At 62.7% G+C, this 19,304-nt stretch carries 13 protein-coding genes and 2 tRNA genes; 11 read left to right on the forward strand and 4 right to left on the reverse strand.

The window, feature by feature from the left end:
- Window positions 1-192 precede the first annotated feature (192 nt).
- Entirely contained in the window at window positions 193-1,647 is a 1,455-nt protein-coding gene (locus tag CLV78_RS04575) for a lipopolysaccharide biosynthesis protein (RefSeq protein ID WP_211300936.1), read from the forward strand.
- A gap of 32 nt (window positions 1,648-1,679) precedes the next feature.
- Window positions 1,680-2,300 carry a sulfotransferase family 2 domain-containing protein gene (locus tag CLV78_RS04580; protein ID WP_106203547.1) on the forward strand — a complete coding sequence of 207 codons (621 nt, stop codon included), beginning with the start codon at window positions 1,680-1,682 and terminating at the stop codon, window positions 2,298-2,300.
- Window positions 2,301-2,330: 30 nt separating this feature from the next.
- Here CLV78_RS04580 and CLV78_RS04585 read toward each other — a convergent pair whose 3' ends face one another.
- Window positions 2,331-2,861 carry a type VI secretion system-associated protein TagO gene (locus CLV78_RS04585; protein WP_158263420.1) on the reverse strand — a complete coding sequence of 177 codons (531 nt, stop codon included), beginning with the start codon at window positions 2,859-2,861 and terminating at the stop codon, window positions 2,331-2,333.
- A 666-nt stretch (window positions 2,862-3,527) separates the two neighbouring features.
- Here CLV78_RS04585 and CLV78_RS04590 point away from each other — a divergent pair.
- From CLV78_RS04590 to CLV78_RS04605, 5 genes are all read left to right on the forward strand, one after another.
- Window positions 3,528-4,400, forward strand: coding sequence for a sugar transferase (locus CLV78_RS04590; RefSeq protein ID WP_106203549.1), 873 nt, complete (start codon window positions 3,528-3,530; stop codon window positions 4,398-4,400).
- 559 nt (window positions 4,401-4,959) lie between these two features.
- On the forward strand, window positions 4,960-6,246 hold the full coding sequence (locus CLV78_RS04595; RefSeq protein WP_106203550.1) for a glycosyltransferase family 4 protein: 1,287 nt from the start codon (window positions 4,960-4,962) through the stop codon (window positions 6,244-6,246).
- A 7-nt stretch (window positions 6,247-6,253) separates the two neighbouring features.
- Complete coding sequence (locus CLV78_RS23600) at window positions 6,254-6,502, forward strand: hypothetical protein (RefSeq protein ID WP_146136632.1); 249 nt, start codon at window positions 6,254-6,256, stop codon at window positions 6,500-6,502.
- Window positions 6,495-6,821 carry a hypothetical protein gene (locus CLV78_RS04600; protein ID WP_106203551.1) on the forward strand — a complete coding sequence of 109 codons (327 nt, stop codon included), beginning with the start codon at window positions 6,495-6,497 and terminating at the stop codon, window positions 6,819-6,821. The genes CLV78_RS23600 and CLV78_RS04600 overlap by 8 nt, the downstream gene beginning before the upstream one ends.
- Window positions 6,822-6,827: 6 nt before the next feature.
- The gene (locus CLV78_RS04605) at window positions 6,828-8,072 is read left to right on the forward strand and encodes a hypothetical protein (RefSeq protein WP_106203552.1); all 1,245 of its coding nucleotides are present in this window, start codon (window positions 6,828-6,830) and stop codon (window positions 8,070-8,072) included.
- Between the two features lie 21 nt (window positions 8,073-8,093).
- Here the strand turns inward: CLV78_RS04605 and CLV78_RS04610 are convergent, their stop codons facing one another.
- Window positions 8,094-9,914, reverse strand: a complete 1,821-nt coding sequence (locus CLV78_RS04610; RefSeq protein WP_106203553.1) for a right-handed parallel beta-helix repeat-containing protein — start codon at window positions 9,912-9,914, stop codon at window positions 8,094-8,096.
- A 482-nt stretch (window positions 9,915-10,396) separates the two neighbouring features.
- On the opposite strand from CLV78_RS04610, the gene CLV78_RS04615 reads away from it, so the two are divergent.
- Window positions 10,397-10,470, forward strand: a tRNA-Gly gene (locus CLV78_RS04615).
- A gap of 345 nt (window positions 10,471-10,815) precedes the next feature.
- Window positions 10,816-10,901 (forward strand) — tRNA-Leu (locus tag CLV78_RS04620).
- A 446-nt stretch (window positions 10,902-11,347) separates the two neighbouring features.
- Here CLV78_RS04620 and gltA read toward each other — a convergent pair.
- Both gltA and gltX read right to left on the reverse strand, forming a co-directional pair.
- Window positions 11,348-12,637, reverse strand: a complete 1,290-nt coding sequence (gene gltA / locus CLV78_RS04630; protein WP_106203555.1) for a citrate synthase — start codon at window positions 12,635-12,637, stop codon at window positions 11,348-11,350.
- 81 nt (window positions 12,638-12,718) lie between these two features.
- Entirely contained in the window at window positions 12,719-14,083 is a 1,365-nt protein-coding gene (gltX, locus tag CLV78_RS04635) for a glutamate--tRNA ligase (protein WP_245924829.1), read from the reverse strand.
- A 687-nt stretch (window positions 14,084-14,770) separates the two neighbouring features.
- On the opposite strand from gltX, the gene CLV78_RS04640 reads away from it, so the two are divergent.
- Both CLV78_RS04640 and CLV78_RS04645 read left to right on the forward strand, forming a co-directional pair.
- Window positions 14,771-16,129, forward strand: coding sequence for an efflux RND transporter periplasmic adaptor subunit (locus CLV78_RS04640; protein WP_158263421.1), 1,359 nt, complete (start codon window positions 14,771-14,773; stop codon window positions 16,127-16,129).
- Between the two features lies 1 nt (window position 16,130).
- Window positions 16,131-19,250, forward strand: a complete 3,120-nt coding sequence (locus tag CLV78_RS04645) for an efflux RND transporter permease subunit (protein ID WP_106203558.1) — start codon at window positions 16,131-16,133, stop codon at window positions 19,248-19,250.
- Window positions 19,251-19,304 lie beyond the last annotated feature (54 nt).

Below are 19,304 nucleotides of genomic sequence, written 5' to 3' on the forward strand. Positions count from 1 at the left end.
GTCAAAACTATTGTGCATATTCTGGGTTTTCGCCGGAATAGTGATGCCAAAGTGTACTAGTTGAAGTTTCAGGAGCCCGGTATTTGATCCAGTTTTTGCACAGTCGACCGGCTATCGGACAAGTTCTGCGTAGCCGGAGATGATTGCCCTATGACCGATTCGCAGCCCCCCGACAGCGCCAGGACGTCGGCGTTGACCCAGTCTTCCCTCGGGCATTTCCTTTGGATGTTTGGCGGTGGCAGCGTGCAGGCCGTGCTCAAGATCGTCGTGCTGATGATCCTGTCGCGCCTGCTGACGCCCTCCGAATTCGGGCTGGTCGCCGCCGCGCTGACCATTGTCGCCCTCGCCGAGGTCTTCGGAAAGATCGGGATCGCGCCCTCGATTGTCCAGGTCGAGACGCTGACCCAAAGTCATATCCGCACCGGGATGACCGCCACGCTGTTCTCCGGCGTTGTGGTCGGTGCCATCGTCTTTGTGCTCGCCGAACCGCTGGGTCGACTGTACGCGATGCCAAGCCTGCCGCCGATTGTGCAGGTCTTTGCCCTGCTCTTCCCCTTGCGCGCAGCAGGGCTCGTCTCCGAAGCACTCATCCAGCGCGAGATGGGGTTTCGCGCGCTCGCCGCGATCACGGTTGTCAGCTATCTTGCCGGGTATGCGGGCGTCGCGATCCTTCTGGCCGTCCTCGGGTATGGCGTCTGGGCGCTGGTCGCCGGTCAACTGGCGCAGGCGGCCCTGCAATCGCTACTGTTCATCGCCATCGGCGGCTTTCGCATCCGACCCGGATTTGATGTAAAAGTCCTCGGCGGCATGTTGCGGTTTGGCCTCGGCACCACGTTGACGCAGATCGGGAATTACGTGGCGCTGAACGTCGACTACATGATCGTCGGCCGGCTGCTCGGAACCGCCGCGCTTGGCCAGTACTCCCGCGCCTACCTTCTGCTGTCCCAGCCGGCGAACATCGTCGGGAACATGGCGGACAAGGTCCTCTTCCCGGTTCTCGCCTCTGTGCAGAGTGACCGGCCGCGGGTGGCCCGGGCCTACAACAAGACCCTCGCCCTTACCGCAATCACACAGATCCCGGCCGCCATCCTGCTGTCGATCAATGCACGGGAAGTCATTCTTGTCCTTATGGGCGACCAGTGGGGCGCCGCTGTCCTGCCCTTCCAGATCATGGTGAGTGCCCTGTATTTCCGCACCGCCTACAAGTTCACGGGCACTGTGCTGCGCGCCACCGGCGCTGTCTATCACGCCGCGCTGCTCCAATGGATCTATGCCGGCCTCGTCGCCATCGGGGCACTCGTCGGCGCACGGTTCGGACTCGCCGGGGTCGCGATCGGCACGACCCTTGCAGTCGTTCTGTGTTTCTCCAATGGTATCATTATGTTGAACATCGTGTTTAATCTTCCTGTCAGCACCGGCCTGCACGCCCTCGCCCGGCATGCAGCGCTTGGCATTCTCTATGCGGTTCCGCTCTATGCTCTCCATTCAATCGCCGACGAAATGGCGCTGGCGCCCTTGCCGACGCTTGGCGCCGGATGCCTCCTCGCCCTGTGCATCTATGCGGCGCTGAACCTGCTCTGGCCCGCCGCCCTTGGCGAGGAGCGCAAGTCCCTCAATGCAATCGCCGGGCGTCTTCGCCGCAGATGACCGACCATCCCAATCGCAGGAAACCCTGATTCATGCCCATCTTCCGCATCAATGGAAAGGTCATCCTCTTCCTCCATATTCCCAAGGCTGGCGGCACATCCATCGAAGAGGCGCTTGCAGCCCATTCCTCCGAGAGCTTTCGGATGAAGCTCAACACGGCGGGCCTGCCCTGCGTGCCGCAGCATTTCCATGGCGCCCTGATCGAGGATTTGTTTGCAGCGGATTTCTTCGACTATTCCTTCTGCGTCACCCGGAACCCCTATGCGCGCATCCTCAGCGAGTACAATTACAGGATGCAGCACAGGCACCGCCCCTACCGCTGGTTCCCGGCTCCTTCCTTCGAGCTCTGGCTCCGGTCCACCCTGCGCACCTACAGGCGTAACCCGTATGTCTACTCCAACCACATCCGCCCCCAGGTCGCGTTTCGGATTCCGGGAACCCGCTGGTTCCGGCTCGAAGATCAACTCGATGCCTTGATGGAGGATCTGCAGCGGATCACGAAGATACCACCTGCGCGCGACATTCCCCATGCCAATCCGTCCCGGAAAAAGGCCACGACCATATCGGACGCCGCGGCTGACCTGGTCCATGACTTCTATCGCGCGGATTTCACGGAATTCGGATACGCGCCGGACAGCTATCGCACCCTTTAAGGTGAAAGCAGATCACGGGCACGGCAGGCGTTACCAGCGGCAAGCGGCCCGAACCGGCGCGATCGCCTCCGACAACCCGGCCAGCGAAAACGTGGTTTCCAGCCGATCATCGGTAAATGCGGTCAGGGTGACACCAAGTTCGTTTGCGGGCATCGCCTTGGTGAGAAAGGTGATCGATTCCCGCCCGACCGGCCAGCGCAGCGTGCTATGGTCGTCGCCCTTCTCCAGTCGCGTGGCGTAAGGGGCCGTATCGTCGAGGCGCAGGGTGACCAGGCTGTAATCCCCGACATCGCTGAGGAAAGTGCCCTCGAACGACAGTGAAACCCGCGTCAGGTTGTCTTCGCACCGCACTTCCAGCGTCCCGGAGGCGCTTTCACCGAAGATGCCCGCGACCGGGGACAGTGCCACCGCCTCCACCGCAACGACGCCATCTTCGATACCGTCGGGCTGGGTCCATCCCTGAGAGACGGCCGCGTCGGCACCTACAGCGAAGGAGATCGCCGCAAGGACATACCCCACCATGGGAATCGTGCGTCCCGTCCGACAAAAGCAATCAACCATAATCCTCGTCTCCTGAAATTCACTCTTGGGCGCCTTTGCGGTCCCGACCGATGAACGCCCCTGCGGTCCGGAGCATGCATTTCTCAACATGATTCCTGCTTGCGGTCGAGTTTACAACTGATGGCACGGATTGCACCGCGGCCTGTGGCGCTTGCGTCGATTTCGCCACAGCATGTGCCGGGACCTTGAGCAATTGAGCAAATCGGCTGGGTTCCGGTCAAGCCTGCGACCTGTGACCATGAATGTCCGGATCCGCTGCAGACCAAGGCCGCCCATGAAATAATCATACGGCAGAATTGTGACGAAAATCCTCTCAATCCATGACGAAACAGACTGTTCACAGAACTGTTGCAGTCGAAGCGTTAACATTCGTTGACGATTGTTGGTAGTTAACGCTAGCAAGTGTGATAAAGTTTACAGACCAGAGGCTTTTGAGCAGCGAGAAATTGACGTGTCGACATCTGGCGTGCCGACACCATTCGGAGGAACTGAGAGCCACCTGGCGGGAGACTGACGTGCTTGGCAGATAAGCCTGATTGCAGAAACGCAAAGCCAAGCGTCTCGATTTGTTGAATTAAAATAGCGCGGCACGGACCACGGGACGAGCGCCCCTGGTGCGTAGGATCTTTCCGTCATGTCGTGTGCCATGAATAGTGAGTGGGAATTATGAGTGATCTGTCGAAGGGATACTTCGTCGAAAATTCCGGAACGGCGCGATATTCCGGCGCTGGCGTTTTGCGCCGGCTGCTGGCCTGGCCCACGCAGCGGTCGCGGTCTGCAATTTCGGCCTTCCAGCCGTCGCGACGGACCCAGGGACGCCCCGTCGGGCACCGGGTTCGGCTGAATGGCCCGGACGCCGTTGAACAGACCCTGCGCGCCCGAAAGATCGGTCGGAGCGACGTGCGGCAGCCCATCGGGCTGGCTTCCAGGCCGCTTGCGTTCCGTTTCTGCAAGCGCGCAATTGACCTTTTCGGTGCGATCTCCGGCCTGTTTTTTCTGGCGCCCTTCCTGATCACCTGCGCAATCGCCATCAAGGCAACCAGCCGGGGACCGGTGTTCTTTCGGCAGGACCGCTATGGCCTCAACGGACAGCTGTTCTCGATCTACAAGTTTCGGACCATGCGCGTCCATCAGGGCGATACCTCGGGTGTCAAACAAACCACCAGGGGCGACCCGCGCATCACGCCGCTGGGCCGGGTCCTTCGCAAGACCTCGTTCGACGAACTGCCGCAGCTCATCAATGTGCTTCAGGGCACCATGTCGCTGGTCGGGCCGCGGCCCCATGTGCCGAACATGATCGCGGCTGGCGTCCGCTACGAGGATTTCGATCCCCGCTACATGGATCGCCACACCATGCTTCCGGGCATCACCGGCCTCGCGCAGGTGCATGGTTTCCGGGGCGAGACGCTGACCTACGCGTCCGCCAAGGGCCGTATCGACAAAGACATTGAATACGCGCGCACTGCGACAATCGCGGGAGATATCCGCATCTTGTTGCAGACCGTGCGCCGGGAGTTCCTGAGCGGAAACGGTTACTGACCACACTCCGCAACCGCGACGGAACGTTCCCGCTCTGCCAACCGGGACTTGGAAAGGAGGCTCGCCCCCGGACAAACTGATTCCTTGGAAAAACCTCTTTCCTGCAAGACCGACGGGCCGCGCCCCATTGGGGCGCAATGCCTGACAAAGGCGCGTTTCAAGTTGAATACATGGCCGAATTTCATTTCGGCAAAGTTGGTCTGGGTGCTGCTGTCTTCGCCACGGGTCTGACGGCCTCACCGAAGCAGGGAACGGAAATGCCACGCTGCCGTCACATGATTGGTCGAATGGCAGCGTAAACGGACGGAAAGGATCGGATCGGCGACAGGTTCTGATGTGCCCTCTCGGATCCCGCCCAACACTCCGCGTCTGGCTTCGGACGCATGACGAAACCCCGCCTGGCGCGCAGGCCTACGGTCCGCCGCCGGCACCAAACCGAGTAGCAAGTTGACGATTTGCAGAATGACATATTCCGGCGCAACCGCATTTGACGCGCCAGGACCGCAGCCAGTCGGATCGATGTCCGGCTTGCGGCGCCCCGGTCGTGAGGAGATGTACAATGGTTAATGCTATCCTGCGCGCCCTTTTTGGCAGCGCCCCGACAGCCAAGGCTTCCGGAACCTTCATGGCCGGCGCATCCGCGGCAACACCCGATGTCGCGACGCCGTCACGGTCCAAGGCCAGGGCCGGGATCAACTCCAGGCGTGGCCGACGGCCCTTCGTGACCGTGATCGGCCTGCGCGGGATCCCCGATGTGTCCGGAGGGATCGAAACCCATTGCGAGTACCTTTATCCTCGCGTCGCCGACCAGAACCGGACGCGTGATTTCCTTGTCATCGGGCGCAAGCCGTCGATGGGCGATCTGCGCCACAGGCTGCGGCCCAACCTCTCGGTGCTGCCGCTGCCCGCTATGAGCAACCGGTTCATGGAAACGATCTCCAACACCTTCCTCGCGATCCTCGACGCACGCTTCCGGCAGGGAAGCCGGATCGTTCACATTCACGCCGTCGGCCCGGCACTCCTTGCCCCGTTGGCGCGGGCGCTTGGCATGAAGGTCGTGATGACCCACCACGGTGACGACTATCGCCGCGCAAAGTGGAACGGCTTCGTTAAAGGCATTCTGAAGACCGGAGAACGGGTCGGGATTGGCTCCGCCCACCAGGTCATCGCCGTGTCCAGATCACTCGCCGAGCGGCTGAAGCGCGAGTACCCGCAAAAGGCGGGTGTGATTCACTATGTTCCCAACGGTGCGGACCACATTCTCGACGAGGCTAGATCCAGCAAGCGGTCGGCCGAGGACTGGGTGGCGCGGTTCGGGCTGTCCGGTACGCCGTTCATGGTTTCGGTCGGGCGGCTGGTTCCGGAAAAGGGTTTTGCCGATCTGATCCGCGCCTATGCCATCGCCCGCCCAGCTGCGCGGCTGGTGATTGTCGGCGGACAAAGCGGCTCCGCCCATGATGCAGAGATTGCCAACCTGATCGCAGAGAAGGGATTGCAGGACCATGTGATCCTGACCGGAGCCATCCCGCGCGAAGGTGTTGCCGCGCTACTGTCACGGGCAAACCTGTTTGTTCTGGCTTCGCATCACGAAGGCTTGCCCATCGCAGCGCTGGAAGCAGCCGCGATGTCCACGCCCATCCTCGTCTCCGACATCCAGCCAAATCTCGACCTCGGCTTGTCGAGCGAGCACTACTTCCCGGTCGGCGACCACGAAGCGCTTGCCCGGATTCTGCGGAATTCCTGGGATTCCACGCCGGAGGCCGACGTGCTGTCGGACTTCAACTGGGCGCGTATTGCGACGCAGACAGGTCGGATCTACGATAGCCTCGGGTTCGAAGCATCCTGATGGTTCAATGACACAACGGCAGCGGGTTCAGGCACAGGACGACATCGCCGGGCGCCCATCCGCCCTTGCCGGAGCCGCGTGTTTTCACGCCCCGGGAATGACACGCCGCGCGGTACTGCGCAGCGGTGGCGCAGCGATGGTGTCGGCAGCCGCCATAGGGCAGGCCACATCCGCGATGGGGTCCTGCCCTGTTGCGCGTCTGCGGGCCGACAGTGGAGAAGTCATTTCGAAAGTGGGGGACGTGAAAGTTGTTTGAACGTATTGCAGTCGGCGTGCAGCAGGATGACGGTACCGGTGACACCCTGCGCGCCGCGTTCGAGAAGGTGAACGAGAATTTCAGCCGCCTGTCCGAAGCGCTCGCGCAAATCGCCGCTCAGAACGGGGATGCACAGGCCGCTGCCGCGGCGGACTGGCCCGGTGATTTCGTCGCCCGTCACGTCTCGGATATGGCCCCTGACGCTGCGCCCCCGCTGCTCGGTTCGGTATGGGTCGATTCCTCCGAACCGGCTGTCTATGTCTCCGTCGGGACCGGGAGCCGGGATGACTGGCTCAAGCTTGCCAGCCGCGGGGCCTGAACCGGCATGGTGCAAACCCTGTACCTGAGCCCGGAGGGAGGCGGCAGCGGGACAAGCTGGGACGATCCCGCACCGCTTTCGCAACTGGCAACCGCACTCGATCAGGCAAGCGATGGCGTTCTTGTCGGTTTCCCGCCAAACCGGGATTCGCCCTGGTTCTGGGACGATACCCAGGCAGAGGCGCTGATCGCGGGAACAGCAGATCGGCGGTTCCAACTGGTGTTCGGTCAGCGGGTAAACAGCAACGGCGTCGAACCCGCGCCCCGTGGCCATCCCCCCCTTTTGCGCCGCCGCCGTCAGCCCTTCCCGACGCAGACCCGGCCGGATCCGACGGGCAAACCCTTTATGGTGCTGAAGGATCCCACCTACATCGACGTCTCCGGACCGGTCTACGAAGGGTCCGGCGCGCAAGGCATGTTCCGGCTCAGCGGAGATGGCAATTCCCTTGGCTTCACCGGCCTTCATGCTCGAATGGCCGGGCGCGTTCTTGATACCGAGCCGGGTACGCGCCTCACCGATCTCACAATTCGCGACAGCTCCGGCTATGGCCTGATCCGTGGATTTGGCCGTTTCCATGACCTGTCGGACGCACGGTTCGAGCGGTTGGACCTCGACGCCGCCGGTATCGACGGCGGCGGCACGCGGGTCTGCCAAATGATCGCGGTGGGCAAGGGACAGAACCTCGTCTTTGACGGTGTCCACATGCGGCGCGCGGCGAACCTGTTGGACGTCGAGGAACGCGGATCGACCTATGTGCAGGGCGATGGCGTCGTGTTGGAGGAAGAGACTTCCAACGCCACCTTCATCGATTGTCATGCCCGGGATTTCGGCGATGCCGGGTTCGACATGAAATGCGATGGCATCCGGTTCGAACGATGCTCGGTCGCCGGGTGCAAATACGGCGTGCGGGTCTGGCGGGACAATCCCGCAAATGAACTGCTGCTCTGCCATATCTCTGCCCCACATCCCCGACCGCAAAACTCGGCTGCCTGTATCTGGCTTGGCGGGCAGGTGACGATGCGCGACTGTGTGTTGCACACATTGCCCGACAGTGCGGCGATCCGGTTCGGCAAGGGTCACGACACGGAGACGCGGGTCGCGACCATGATCGGCGGTAGTATCGACACAAGTGCAGGTGGCGCACTGCTTGCCGGCGAACCGGGAACATTGGTGCTCCAGAACGTCCGGTTGAACGGAGAGCCGGTCACTGGCGAGGCTATCTGGACCGGGGCCGGCCTTGAGTGGCGTTGACCGGCGACGCCCCGCGCCACGCTAGATATCGAAGACGAACTGCTCTTCTGTCAGGGTCGCCCCGCGCAGTTCGATCTCCGGCGCGGCCCCACCGGCAATCCGTGCAAGGTCGATGATGATACGGTCACCATTGACCTCGACACCGGTGTCGTGCCGGCCCAACTGGCCATCGCGGTTGCTATCGAGGTCGCGGAACGTATCGAGATCCTGACCAAATCCAATGATCGCGATCCGGTCGCCTTCCCGCGCCGAGAAATCCTTGAGTTCGACCATGGCATTGCCATCCGCGGCGGTGAAAACGAAGGTGTCGGCACCGTCGCCGCCCTTGCTCGTCCCGGCGCCCGACCCGGCGGCCAATGTGTCATTGCCATCGCCACCTTCGAGCTGGTCGTCGCCCGTGCCTCCGACCAGTACATCGGCGCCAGCTTCACCCTTGAGGCGGTCATCTCCGGTGCCACCTTCCAGCCGGTCCGCCCCGTCGCCCCCCTTCAACTCGTCCGCCCCGTCCTGACCGGACAGATGATCCGCCCCGCGATCTCCCTCCAGACGGTCATCTCCGGCCCCTCCGTCGAGGGCGTCTTCGCCATCGTTCCCTCTCAGGCGATCGTCGCCGGCGCCACCATCGAGGGTGTCGTGACCCTGCCCGCCGAACAACCGATCATCGCCATCGCCGCCAAACAACAGGTCGTTGCCCCGGCCGCCGTCCATCTCGTCCTTGCCGCCCTCGCCCGCCAGCGCATCGTCACCATCGCGGCCCTCCACTCTGTCGTCACCTTCTCCCGCAAAAACCCGGTCGGGCGCATCCGTGCCGCGGATGTCATCGCCCCCCGCTGTCCCGATGATCGCACCCGGCCCCGGCTGCGGGGTGCCGCCGCCGCCATCGGTCCAGGGCAGGAAGGTATAGACCGAGCCATCTCCGACATCGGCCTGGGCGGAACGGTCGATCAGCCAGGGTGTGGCGGCAAAGCTGTTGCCCTCGAAGGCAATGTCATCGGAAAACCACAGATCGTGGAACTTGCCGGAATCGTCGATCTTCACGGTCGCATTGGTGCCTGTCGCGCTGTTCCCTTGAAACGACACGCCCTGCCCGCCGATCACCCGAAAGGCCGCGTTTCCGGCATTCGACACCTGGTTGTCCGCAACGAGAACATTGGCGATCTCGTAGGTGTATCCCGCTTCAAGAAACCCGGGTATATAGTTGGGAAGGTTGGTATAACCGCCGATCTCTACTGCAACATGACCGATGTCCTGGAGGATGTTACCCTCCACGATCACGTCCCGGGAACCACCCTTGAGCGAGATACCGACATAGCCAATGTCCTGGAATGTGTTGCCGGAAATCACGACCCGAACCCCGCCGACCATGTCCAGTCCGCTTTCCTTCCCCGTCCCGCCGAGGATCGTATTCGAGGTCACGACGATGTCGGCAACCTTCGACAGTTTGAGTCCGTCGCCAGCGCCACGCTCGATGACATTGCCATCAAGCGTGATTTCGGTCGCCATGTCCCTGCCGCCATCGTTCCCGTGAACATGCACCGCCTGTTTCGTATCATCGCTGCCGCCCTTGATTCTGAACCCCGATACCGAAACCCTGTCCGCACCGGCGATCTCGAGGGTATCGAGCGACCTGTCGGCGGGTTTCAGGACCGTGTTCGCCGGACCGTCCGCCGCGACCAGGGTGATGTCGTTCTTCCGGATCACGAGGTTTTCCGAGTAGGTCCCGGCGTGAACGACGATCCGGTCGCCACCTTGGCTCGCATCAATCGCCGATTGAATGGACGTGAAGCTGCCATCGGCCCAACCAGGCTGGCTCAGGTTCTCATAGACGTGGAGTATCGCCATCGAAACGGGTCCTTTGAACAATGAGCACGCGGGTACATGGGTGCCTGACGCAATCGGGTTCTTTTGCGGCGCTCTGGCGTCAGCTTTGTGGCGCCTCGCGCGATGAAGTCGCGCACGGGACCGCCTGTTTGCACTGGCTACAAGCTCCCAGACCCTTGTGCACCTGGGACTTCCAGTCCTTTTGGACCAATCGGCTGGTCCTCGCCGATGTGAGCAGTCCCTGTTCAGCTACCGCGTAGCATGAGAGATGATGTGCCTCGAATTCGCCCAATTTCAAGGCATCGCCCCGAGGAAACCGATGCGGGCACCGCGCGACAGCCGCCCTCCGAATCGTACGCGTTCCGAACCTAGACCCGGTGGCGTTACCAACCGGTAAACCCACTCTGGACGCTGCGAACAGCAAAGGTCCGGGGCGCGCTTACGCGGACAATTTCCAATTCCGGTTGCGTGATCCGCCGTGCAGCGATATTGCTGTTCGCGCTGCGGGTGTAGTTCAATGGTAGAACGGCAGCTTCCCAAGCTGCATACGAGGGTTCGATTCCCTTCACCCGCTCCAGCCCAGCCATTGGCAATATCACCCATTTATCAGGGTCCAGACGCCCGGAATCGCCGCGGCAGAGTGCGGAGCCCTGTATCTTCTCTCGGGCATAAGGACGTTGGTGCGACGGGGCGTTCCACGCACCCCGGACCCGATCTCCGCGCCTTCGCGAGGAAATGAACCTGACCTGCCGGCCCAGTGTCGCGCATTCCGCAAACACCAGTGGCCATTCGGAGCATCCGGGTCATCTCCAGTCGCGAGGCGTCCAAACCTTGACCCTGCCCGGTGCGGCGCAGAGACTGAAAGCAGGCCGCACTTTCCGGTGGCATACAGGTGGCGACATCGCTAAAACGCAAACCGGTGGCCCAAGTGGCGGAATGGTAGACGCAGGGGATTCAAAATCCCCCGATGGCAACATCGTGAGAGTTCGAGTCTCTCCTTGGGCACCAATTACCTCATCAGGATGCTCGCTCCGGTCAGTCCGTCAGGCCTGCCGAACAGTTGCGTGGTTCGGTACTTCAAAATGCGACAACCGGAGCCCACACGGCGTCGCTGGATGGCAGAGGATCGCCTTGGGAAAGACACACCGGACCGGTCAGCGGTCTCCCGGCCTTTCAGGATGTGCATGGCCTTCGGGAAATCCATGCGATTCTGGGCCTTGGGGCCGACAGCACCAGAAGAAACCCGTAGGCGCCTCACCATAGGAACGGACCACCGGCCCTCCCCCTCAAACGACCAAGGCTCCACCAAACACTTCCCCAACAACTGGCGATCACCAAAAAAACGAAAAGCCCCGGCGATTCCCATCGCCGGGGCCGTTCCATTCTACCACCGAGGCCCGCGTCAGGCACACAGACGGGGTTTGTGTCGTCTACAGGGCGAACGCCCCGGACGCTCAGCGCTTGTCCACGGGCACGTAGTCGCGGAAGGGCGCACCGGTGTAGAGCTGGCGCGGCCGGCCGATCTTGTGCGCCGGGTCGGACAACTGCTCGTGCCACTGCGAGATCCACCCAACGGTCCGCGATAATGCGAAGATCGGAGTGAACATCGAGGTCGGGAAGCCCATCGCCTCAAGAATGATCCCGGAGTAGAAATCAACATTCGGGAACAGCTTCTTCTCGGTGAAGTACGGATCCGCGACCGCGGCCGCTTCCAGTTCCTTGGCGACCTGAAGCGTCGGGTTGTCCTCGATCCCGAGAAGGTCGAGCACCTCGTCGGCGGATTGCTTCATCACCGTCGCGCGGGGGTCGAAGTTCTTGTAGACCCGGTGACCGAAGCCCATCAGGCGGAATGGATCGTCCTTGTCCTTGGCGCGCGCGATGTACTCGGGAATACGATCCACCGATCCGATTTCGCGGAGCATTTCCAGGCAAGCCTGGTTGGCGCCGCCATGGGCCGGTCCCCAGAGACAGGCCGCACCGGCCGCGATGCAGGCAAACGGGTTGGCACCGGAGGAGGACGCAAGACGCACGGTCGAGGTCGAGGCGTTCTGCTCGTGATCCGCATGCAGTGTGAAGATGCGGTCCATCGCGCGGGACAGGATCGGGTCGATCTGGTATTCCTCGGCCGGAACCGAGAAGCACATGTTGAGGAAGTTCGACGCGTAATCGAGGTCGTTCTTCGGATACACGAAGGGTTGGCCGATCGAGTATTTGTAGGCCCAAGCCACCAGCGTCGGCATCTTGGCGATCAGGCGGATCGACGCGACTTCGCGCTGCCACGGATCAGTGATGTCGGTCGAGTCGTGGTAGAAGGCCGACATGGCGCCCAGCACGCCCACGATGATCGCCATCGGGTGCGCATCGCGACGGAAGCCGCGGTAGAAGAAGGTCATCTGGTCGTGCAGCATCGTGTGGCGTGTCACACGGTTTTCGAAATCGGCCATCTGAGCGCTGGTCGGCAGCTCCCCGTAGAGAAGCAGGTAGCAGACCTCGAGGTAGTGGGACTCGGCAGCCAGCTGGTCGATCGGGTAGCCGCGGTGCAGCAACTCGCCCTTTTCGCCATCGATGAAAGTGATGGTTGATTCACAGGCGGAAGTGGAGGTGAAGCCCGGGTCATGGGTGAACACGTCGCCCTGCGCGTAGAGCTTGCGGATATCCAGCACGTCGGGGCCAACGGTCGGCGAGTGGATCGGCAGTTCGAGCGTCTTGCCGTCGAACGTCAGCGTCGCTTTTCTATCTGTCATTTGTGTTCCTTTCTGACTCTACCCGACGTCGCAAACGGTCGCCGGGGTCGGCTTTTTTCTTCTCACGGGCCCGGGGGTCCCTCACCCCGTTGGCTGGCCCGTGGCATCCTCTATGCGGCCGAGGGTTTCGTCCCGACCGATCACGAGCATCATGTCAAAGACGCTCGGAGTGGCTGTTCTTCCGGCAAGTGCGGCACGGAGTGGCTGGGCTATCTTGCCCAGTTTCAACTCCCTGCTCTCCGCGAAGGCCGCAATGGCCTCCTCCAGCCCGTTGCGGGACCAGCTAGCATTTCGCAGGTGCGGCGTCAATTCGCTCAGTATACCACGGGATACAGCATCGAGGGATTTCGCCGCTTTCTCATCGGGCTCGAAGGGACGTTGACCGAGCACAAAGTGAGCCTTGTCAACAAGTTCTCCGAAGGTCTTCGCACGTTCTTTAAGACAACACATGGCCCGCGACATCCCGTCCCGCTGTGCGTCAGTCAAGGGATCGGCCGAAATTGCCTCTAGGTAAAGTTCCAGTTCGGCCAACAAATCGGAATCTTCTGCAGCTGCAACATGCTGCCCGCAGAGATTCTCCAGCTTCTTGAAATCGAACCGTGCTGCGGCCTTGTTGATGCCATCGAGATCGAACCAGTCGAGCGCCTGGGCATCGGTAAAGAACTCGTCATCACCATGGCTCCAGCCAAGCCGTGTGAGGTAGTTGCGCATCCCCGCCGCAGGGTAGCCCATCTTCTGGTATTCCTCGACACCGGTGGCGCCGTGGCGCTTGGACAGTTTCTTGCCGTCCGGCCCGAGGATCAGCGGGATATGGGCATAGGTCGGCAACGGCCAGCCCATCGCGGTGTAGATCAACGACTGGCGCGCAGCGTTGGCGAGGTGATCGTCGCCACGGATCACGCAATTGACGCCCATGTCCACGTCGTCGACGACAACGGCGAGCATGTAGGTCGGCGTTCCGTCAGACCGCAGCAGGATCATGTCGTCCAGATCAGAATTTTTCCAAGTCACCCTGCCCTGCACGGCGTCCTCGATCACCGTTTCCCCCTCACGCGGGGCCTTGATACGGATCACGTAGGGCGCATCGGGGTAGGTTGCAGGGTCCGCATCCCGCCAGGGCGAGCGGAAGAGCGTCGACGTGCCCTCGGCGCGGGCGGCATCACGGAAGGCGGCGATTTCCTCCTGGGTGGAGAAACACTTGTAGGCAGCGCCGCGCGTCAGAAGGTCGTGGGCAACCTCGGCATGCCGCTCGACGCGGGCGAACTGGCTCACGGCCTCTCCATCCCAGTCCAGCCCCAGCCATTTCATGCCGCGCAGGATGGCCTCGGTTGCTTCCGGGGTCGATCGCGCCCGGTCCGTGTCCTCGATCCGCAGCAGGAACTTGCCGCCGCGCCCACGAGCATAGAGCCAATTGAACAGCGCCGTGCGCGCGGTTCCGATATGCATGAAACCCGTCGGCGACGGGGCGATACGGGTGACAACGGGAGTGCCGTCCTGCATGGGAGAGAGCGACCTTTCGAGCGGTTTCGGGGGGCACGAACGAGGGATCGGATCACCCCGGACGCACCCCGGAATTTCGGGATCGAAAGGGGTATAGGCCGCGTCGAAGATGAAGGGAAGAAGAAAGCCATGGCGAGACGGTCCCTTGCCCGTGGCAAGAGTGGTGAAATCTGTCACGCCGGGCCAACAGAGCTTTGCGTGGCGCGGCCACCAGCCCGTGTTGCCCGCCGGGCACTGCGCTGAGGTCTCAGGGGCCTGTCGCTTTCGCCAGCCTGCCGATTGCAGCGAATGCTCGAACGGTTGTCGCCGGCACTTGGCACACCAACGGTCGGGAAAACGGCGCTGAAGCACAGACACATCCTGCACACGGTCCCCGCATGAGCCTTGTGTCCGGGCGGGCGCCGTCCATTCATGGTCCTCGCCCCAGCGCGTCGTCCCCGGAAACGAGAGGAGGCGCCAAGGGACAAAGTGGCCCTCCTGCCCCATCTCCGTGCATCACGACCGGTCCTGCGCGGCATTAGGGGTCACGCCCGGCGATTGACTTCCAGCCGCAGGAGGTAAACCGTCCTGATCGCAGTCCGTGTCCCCGCGCCCTGCCCCATGCGTGCGCATCTACCAGATGGAGACCTGCCCATGAACCTGCGGCCACTGATGATCATTCCGCCAATCGTGCTTGGTATCCTTGGATTTCGCATGATGATGCAGACGCCCGACACCGACGGGACGCCACCGGAAACCCGACCTCTTGCTGTTCGCGTGATGCAGCTGGAACCGCAGGCCATGTCGGCAACTGCCGTGGGCTACGGGCATGTCGAGCCGGTCCGTGTCTGGTCCGCCATCTCCGAGGTGCAGGGGCGGGTCATCCGGCTGGCCGACGGACTCGCCGTGGGCACGGTTGTGGCGGAGGGAGAGGAACTGGCCGCAATCGACCGCACCGACTACGAGCTGGGACGCCAGAAAACGGAGGCCAACATCGCCGCTGTCGAGGCTCAGATCTCCGAACTGGACCGCCAGATCGAGAACTCCCGTGCAACGCTGGAGGTGGAGGAACGCATCCTCGCCGTCGCACAGGCAGAGTTCGACCGCGTGGCCTCCCTCGTGGGCCGTGGCGCTTCGACCCAGGCGACACAGGACGCGGCTCAAAAGACCCTGTTGGCGCAGACGACCGCCGTCACCAACCTGAAGAACACGCTGGAGCTCTACCCCGCGCAGCGGAAATCGCTGGAGGCGACCCTCGCCGTTCGGAAGGCGGAACTGGCGGAGGCAAACCGCTCGCTTGAGAAAACCACCATCACCGCCCCCTTCCGCGGCCGGGTCTCGGAGTTGAACGTAGAAGTCGGGCAGTTCGCCCGCTCCGGTGACGTGCTGATGGTGCTCGATGATATCTCTGCCGTAGAGATCACCGCCGAAATCCAGCCCTCCGCTTTCGTCCCCATGGTCACCGTGGCACTGGGCGACGAGATCGCCAGCGATGGCACGGTGGACACCAGCCAGGCAGTGTCGTTGATGCGCGCGGCGGGCGTCACCGCATCGGTCAGCATGGAAATCGCCGGGCTCGACGCCAGATGGCCCTCCGAAATCAAGCGGTTGCGCGGCACAATGGACAGCCAGACCGGGACGCTGGGCCTCGTGGTCCGCGTGGACGATCCCCTCGTGAGCCGGCGAGAGGTCAATCGCCCACCCCTGAACGTCGGGTCCTTCGTCACGGTTACCCTTGCCACCCAACCGGTCGCGGGCTCGCTGACCGTGCCCCGCGACGCGCTCCGCTATACCGACGAGGGCAAGCCCTTCGTCTACATCGTGGAGGCCGGCGACACGCTGGGGCTCGCCGAGGTGACCACCGGCCAGGTGATCGGCAACGAGGTCGTGGTATTCGACGGGCTGGAAGGTACGGAAACACTGGTGCTTTCCGATCCCCACCCGCCCGTGCTCGGCATGGCACTGACACCGGTCACGCCGGCGGCGATGGTCACCGCCGCGAAGGAGCAATGACGTGGTCGACTGGTTCGTAAGACATCCCGTCGCCGCCAACCTGCTTATGGCGCTGATCTGCGTCCTGGGTTTGTCCACCGCCGGCGGGCTGGAACGGGAGACCTTCCCCGAGATCACCGCCTCGACCGTGCAGGTATCGGTCATCTATCCGGGCGCCTCGGCCCGCGACGTGGACGAAGAAATCTGCTCTCCGCTGGAGGACGCCCTCACCGGCACGTCGGGGTTGGTGGATCTCGACTGTCTCTCGGTCGACGGGCGGGGATCGGCCACGGCGGAACTCGAAGAAGGCGGCGACCTGATCCAGTTCTACAACGACGTCTTCTCCGCCGTCTCCGGGATCAACGACTTTCCGACCGAGGCCGAAAGTCCGTCGGTCAAGCTGGGCAACCGGGACGAGTTGATCGCGATGGTGGCGGTCTCCGGGCTGAACGGAAAGCGCGGGCTGATCGAATACACCGACACGTTGGCGGACAGGCTGATGGCGTTGAACGGGGTCACGAATGCCACCGTTTCCGGCATCACCGACCGGGAACTGCGCGTGACATTCGACGAGGCGGCATTGCGGCGCTACGGGCTTTCCAGCCTCGACATCGCGGACGCGATCGGCGCCCGTTCGCTGCGCCTTCCCCTGGGCGAGGTCGAGACCGACACCGGCGGCATCACCCTGCGCTACACCGATGCGCGCCGGACCATCGCGGAGCTGGAGGACCTGATCCTGCTGCATTCCGACAACGGTGGCATGGTGCGGCTTAAGGACCTCGGGCAGGTGCGGATTGTCGACGCGGACGAGAACCTGCAAGCTTTCATCGACGGGGAACAGGCGGCCATCATCTCTGTCTTCAAGGGGGCGGAGGGCGATTCAATACGCCTTTACAACGCACTGGAGGAAGTTCTTGAGGACGAGCGGGCGGCCTACCCGTCCCCCTTCAGCCTCAAGGTCACCTTCAACATGACCGACCTGGTGAAGGAGCGTCTGACGCTGATCCTCAAGAATATCGGCATCGGGCTTGTGCTTGTCTTCCTGACAATGTGGCTCTTCTTCACACTGCGGGAGGCGCTGTGGATCTCTGCCGCGCTGCCGGTCTCTTTCCTCGGCACGCTGTTCCTGATGAGCAGCTTTGGCCTCACCATCAACATGATCACGCTGGTCGCGCTGTTGATGGCGGTCGGGCTGATCATGGACGATTCCATCGTCATCGCGGAGAACATTGAACGCTGGCGGCTCCGGACCGGGCGGCTCGACGCCGCCAAAAGGGGCACGCTCGAAGTGATGCCGGGCGTCGTCTCATCCTTCCTGACCACCGCCTGTGTCTTTGGCCCGCTGATGTTCATCACCGGCAACATGGGACAGATCCTGAAGTTCATACCCATGGTGCTGCTGCTGACACTGGCGATCTCGCTCGTGGAAGGGTTCCTGATCCTGCCGCATCACCTGAGCCATTCGGGCAGCAACGACCCGGCTGCCCATGAAGCCCGCCCCGCCGCTCGGCTCCTCGACCGGTTCAAGGAGGCGGTGGTGATCCCGCTGGCCGGCGCGCTGGTGCGGGTGCGCTACCTGACCATCGGCACCGTTTTTGCCGGGCTCATCCTGTCGATCGGGCTGATCGCATCCGGCACGATCAAGGTCATCCCCTTCCCCGCGATCGAAGGGGACACCGTGCAGGTGCGCATCTCCCTGACCACCGGAATCAACCGGGAGCGGACCGTGGCAACGGTGGAGAGCCTGCTGGCCGCGCTCGAAACGGTCGATGCGGAGCTGACGCCCGGGACGGAAGGCGGCCAGCCGCTGGTCAGACAGGTGATGGTCCAATACGGCACCAACTCGGACGTGAACGACAACGGCTCGAACACGGCAACGATCACTGTGGACCTGCTGGAAAGCAGCAAGCGCAATGTGATGGCCGACGATGTGCTGGATGCCTGGCGCCGCGCGGCCGGCCCCTTGCCCGACATCTTCCAATCCTCCTTTGCGCAGGCGGAACTTGGCCCGGCGGGGGCGGATCTCGATCTGGAAGTGTCCGGGCGTGACCTCGACGAAGTCGAGGCCGCGGCCAACGCCCTGCTCCGTCGGATCCTTGCCCATGAGGACGTGACCGAAGCATTCACCGACTTCTACGGCGGCCGGCGCGAAGTGCAGCTTTCGCTCAACGACTATGGCTATTCCATCGGGCTCACGCCACAGGCACTGGCGCTGCAGTTGCGCAATGCCTTCGAGGGCGCCGAGACCGACAGCTTCCGCACCGGCCAGTCGACCGTGACCGTACAGGTGCAACTGGGCGACACCGTGTCAGACCGGGCGGATCTGGAGGCCTTTCCGATCTCCGTCGGTGGCGGCCGGCAGACCGCACTGGCAACCGTGGCCGACATGACGTTGGCCACCAGCTTTCCGACCATCACCCGCAAGAACGGAGAGGTCATTGCCCGGATCAAGGGGCAGATCGACCGGAATGCCACCACGACGACGGCAATCTCTGGCTGGGTTCTGGACACGTTGGCTCCGGAACTGGAACGCCAGTTCCCGGGCGCCACGGTCACGGCGGGCGGTGGTGCGGAGGAGCAGGCGGAGACCTCTTCGTCGATGGGTTCGAAACTGATCCTCGGCCTCCTCGGCATCTATATGGTGCTGGCGTTCCAGTTCCGCAGCTACACGCTGCCGCTGGTGGTGATGCTGTCGATCCCGTTCGCGCTCATCGGCTCGATCCTCGGGCACTATGCGATGGGAATCGACATGGCCATGCCGAGCTTCATCGGCTTCGCGTCGCTCTCCGGCATCGTGGTGAACAATGCAATCCTGTTCCTGACCTTCTTCCAGACCCACCTGAAAGACGAGGATCACGTCGCCGCGGCGCTGGATGCGGTGCGGGAACGGTTCCGGCCGATCCTGCTGTCCACCGGCACCACGGTGATCGGATTGCTGCCGCTGATCTCGGACGGCAGTCCACAGGTGCAGGTGATGGTGCCGTTGGTCGTCTCTGTTGCGGCGGGGCTCATGGCTTCGATGATCCTCGTAATCCTGGTGCTGCCGTCATTGCTGTCGATCTATTTCGATGTCTTCGACGTCAGGAAATGGCAGGCGCAGTTCGCCCCGAAGGATAGCGGCGCTCCGGTGAAGCAGAGTTGACGCTGACCGCTGCGGGATCGCCTCCAAACTGGTGCCGCATCCGGATTGCCCACT

Origin of the sequence: Aliiruegeria haliotis, assembly GCF_003003255.1 — a bacterium.
GTDB classification, from domain to species: domain Bacteria; phylum Pseudomonadota; class Alphaproteobacteria; order Rhodobacterales; family Rhodobacteraceae; genus Tropicimonas; species Tropicimonas haliotis.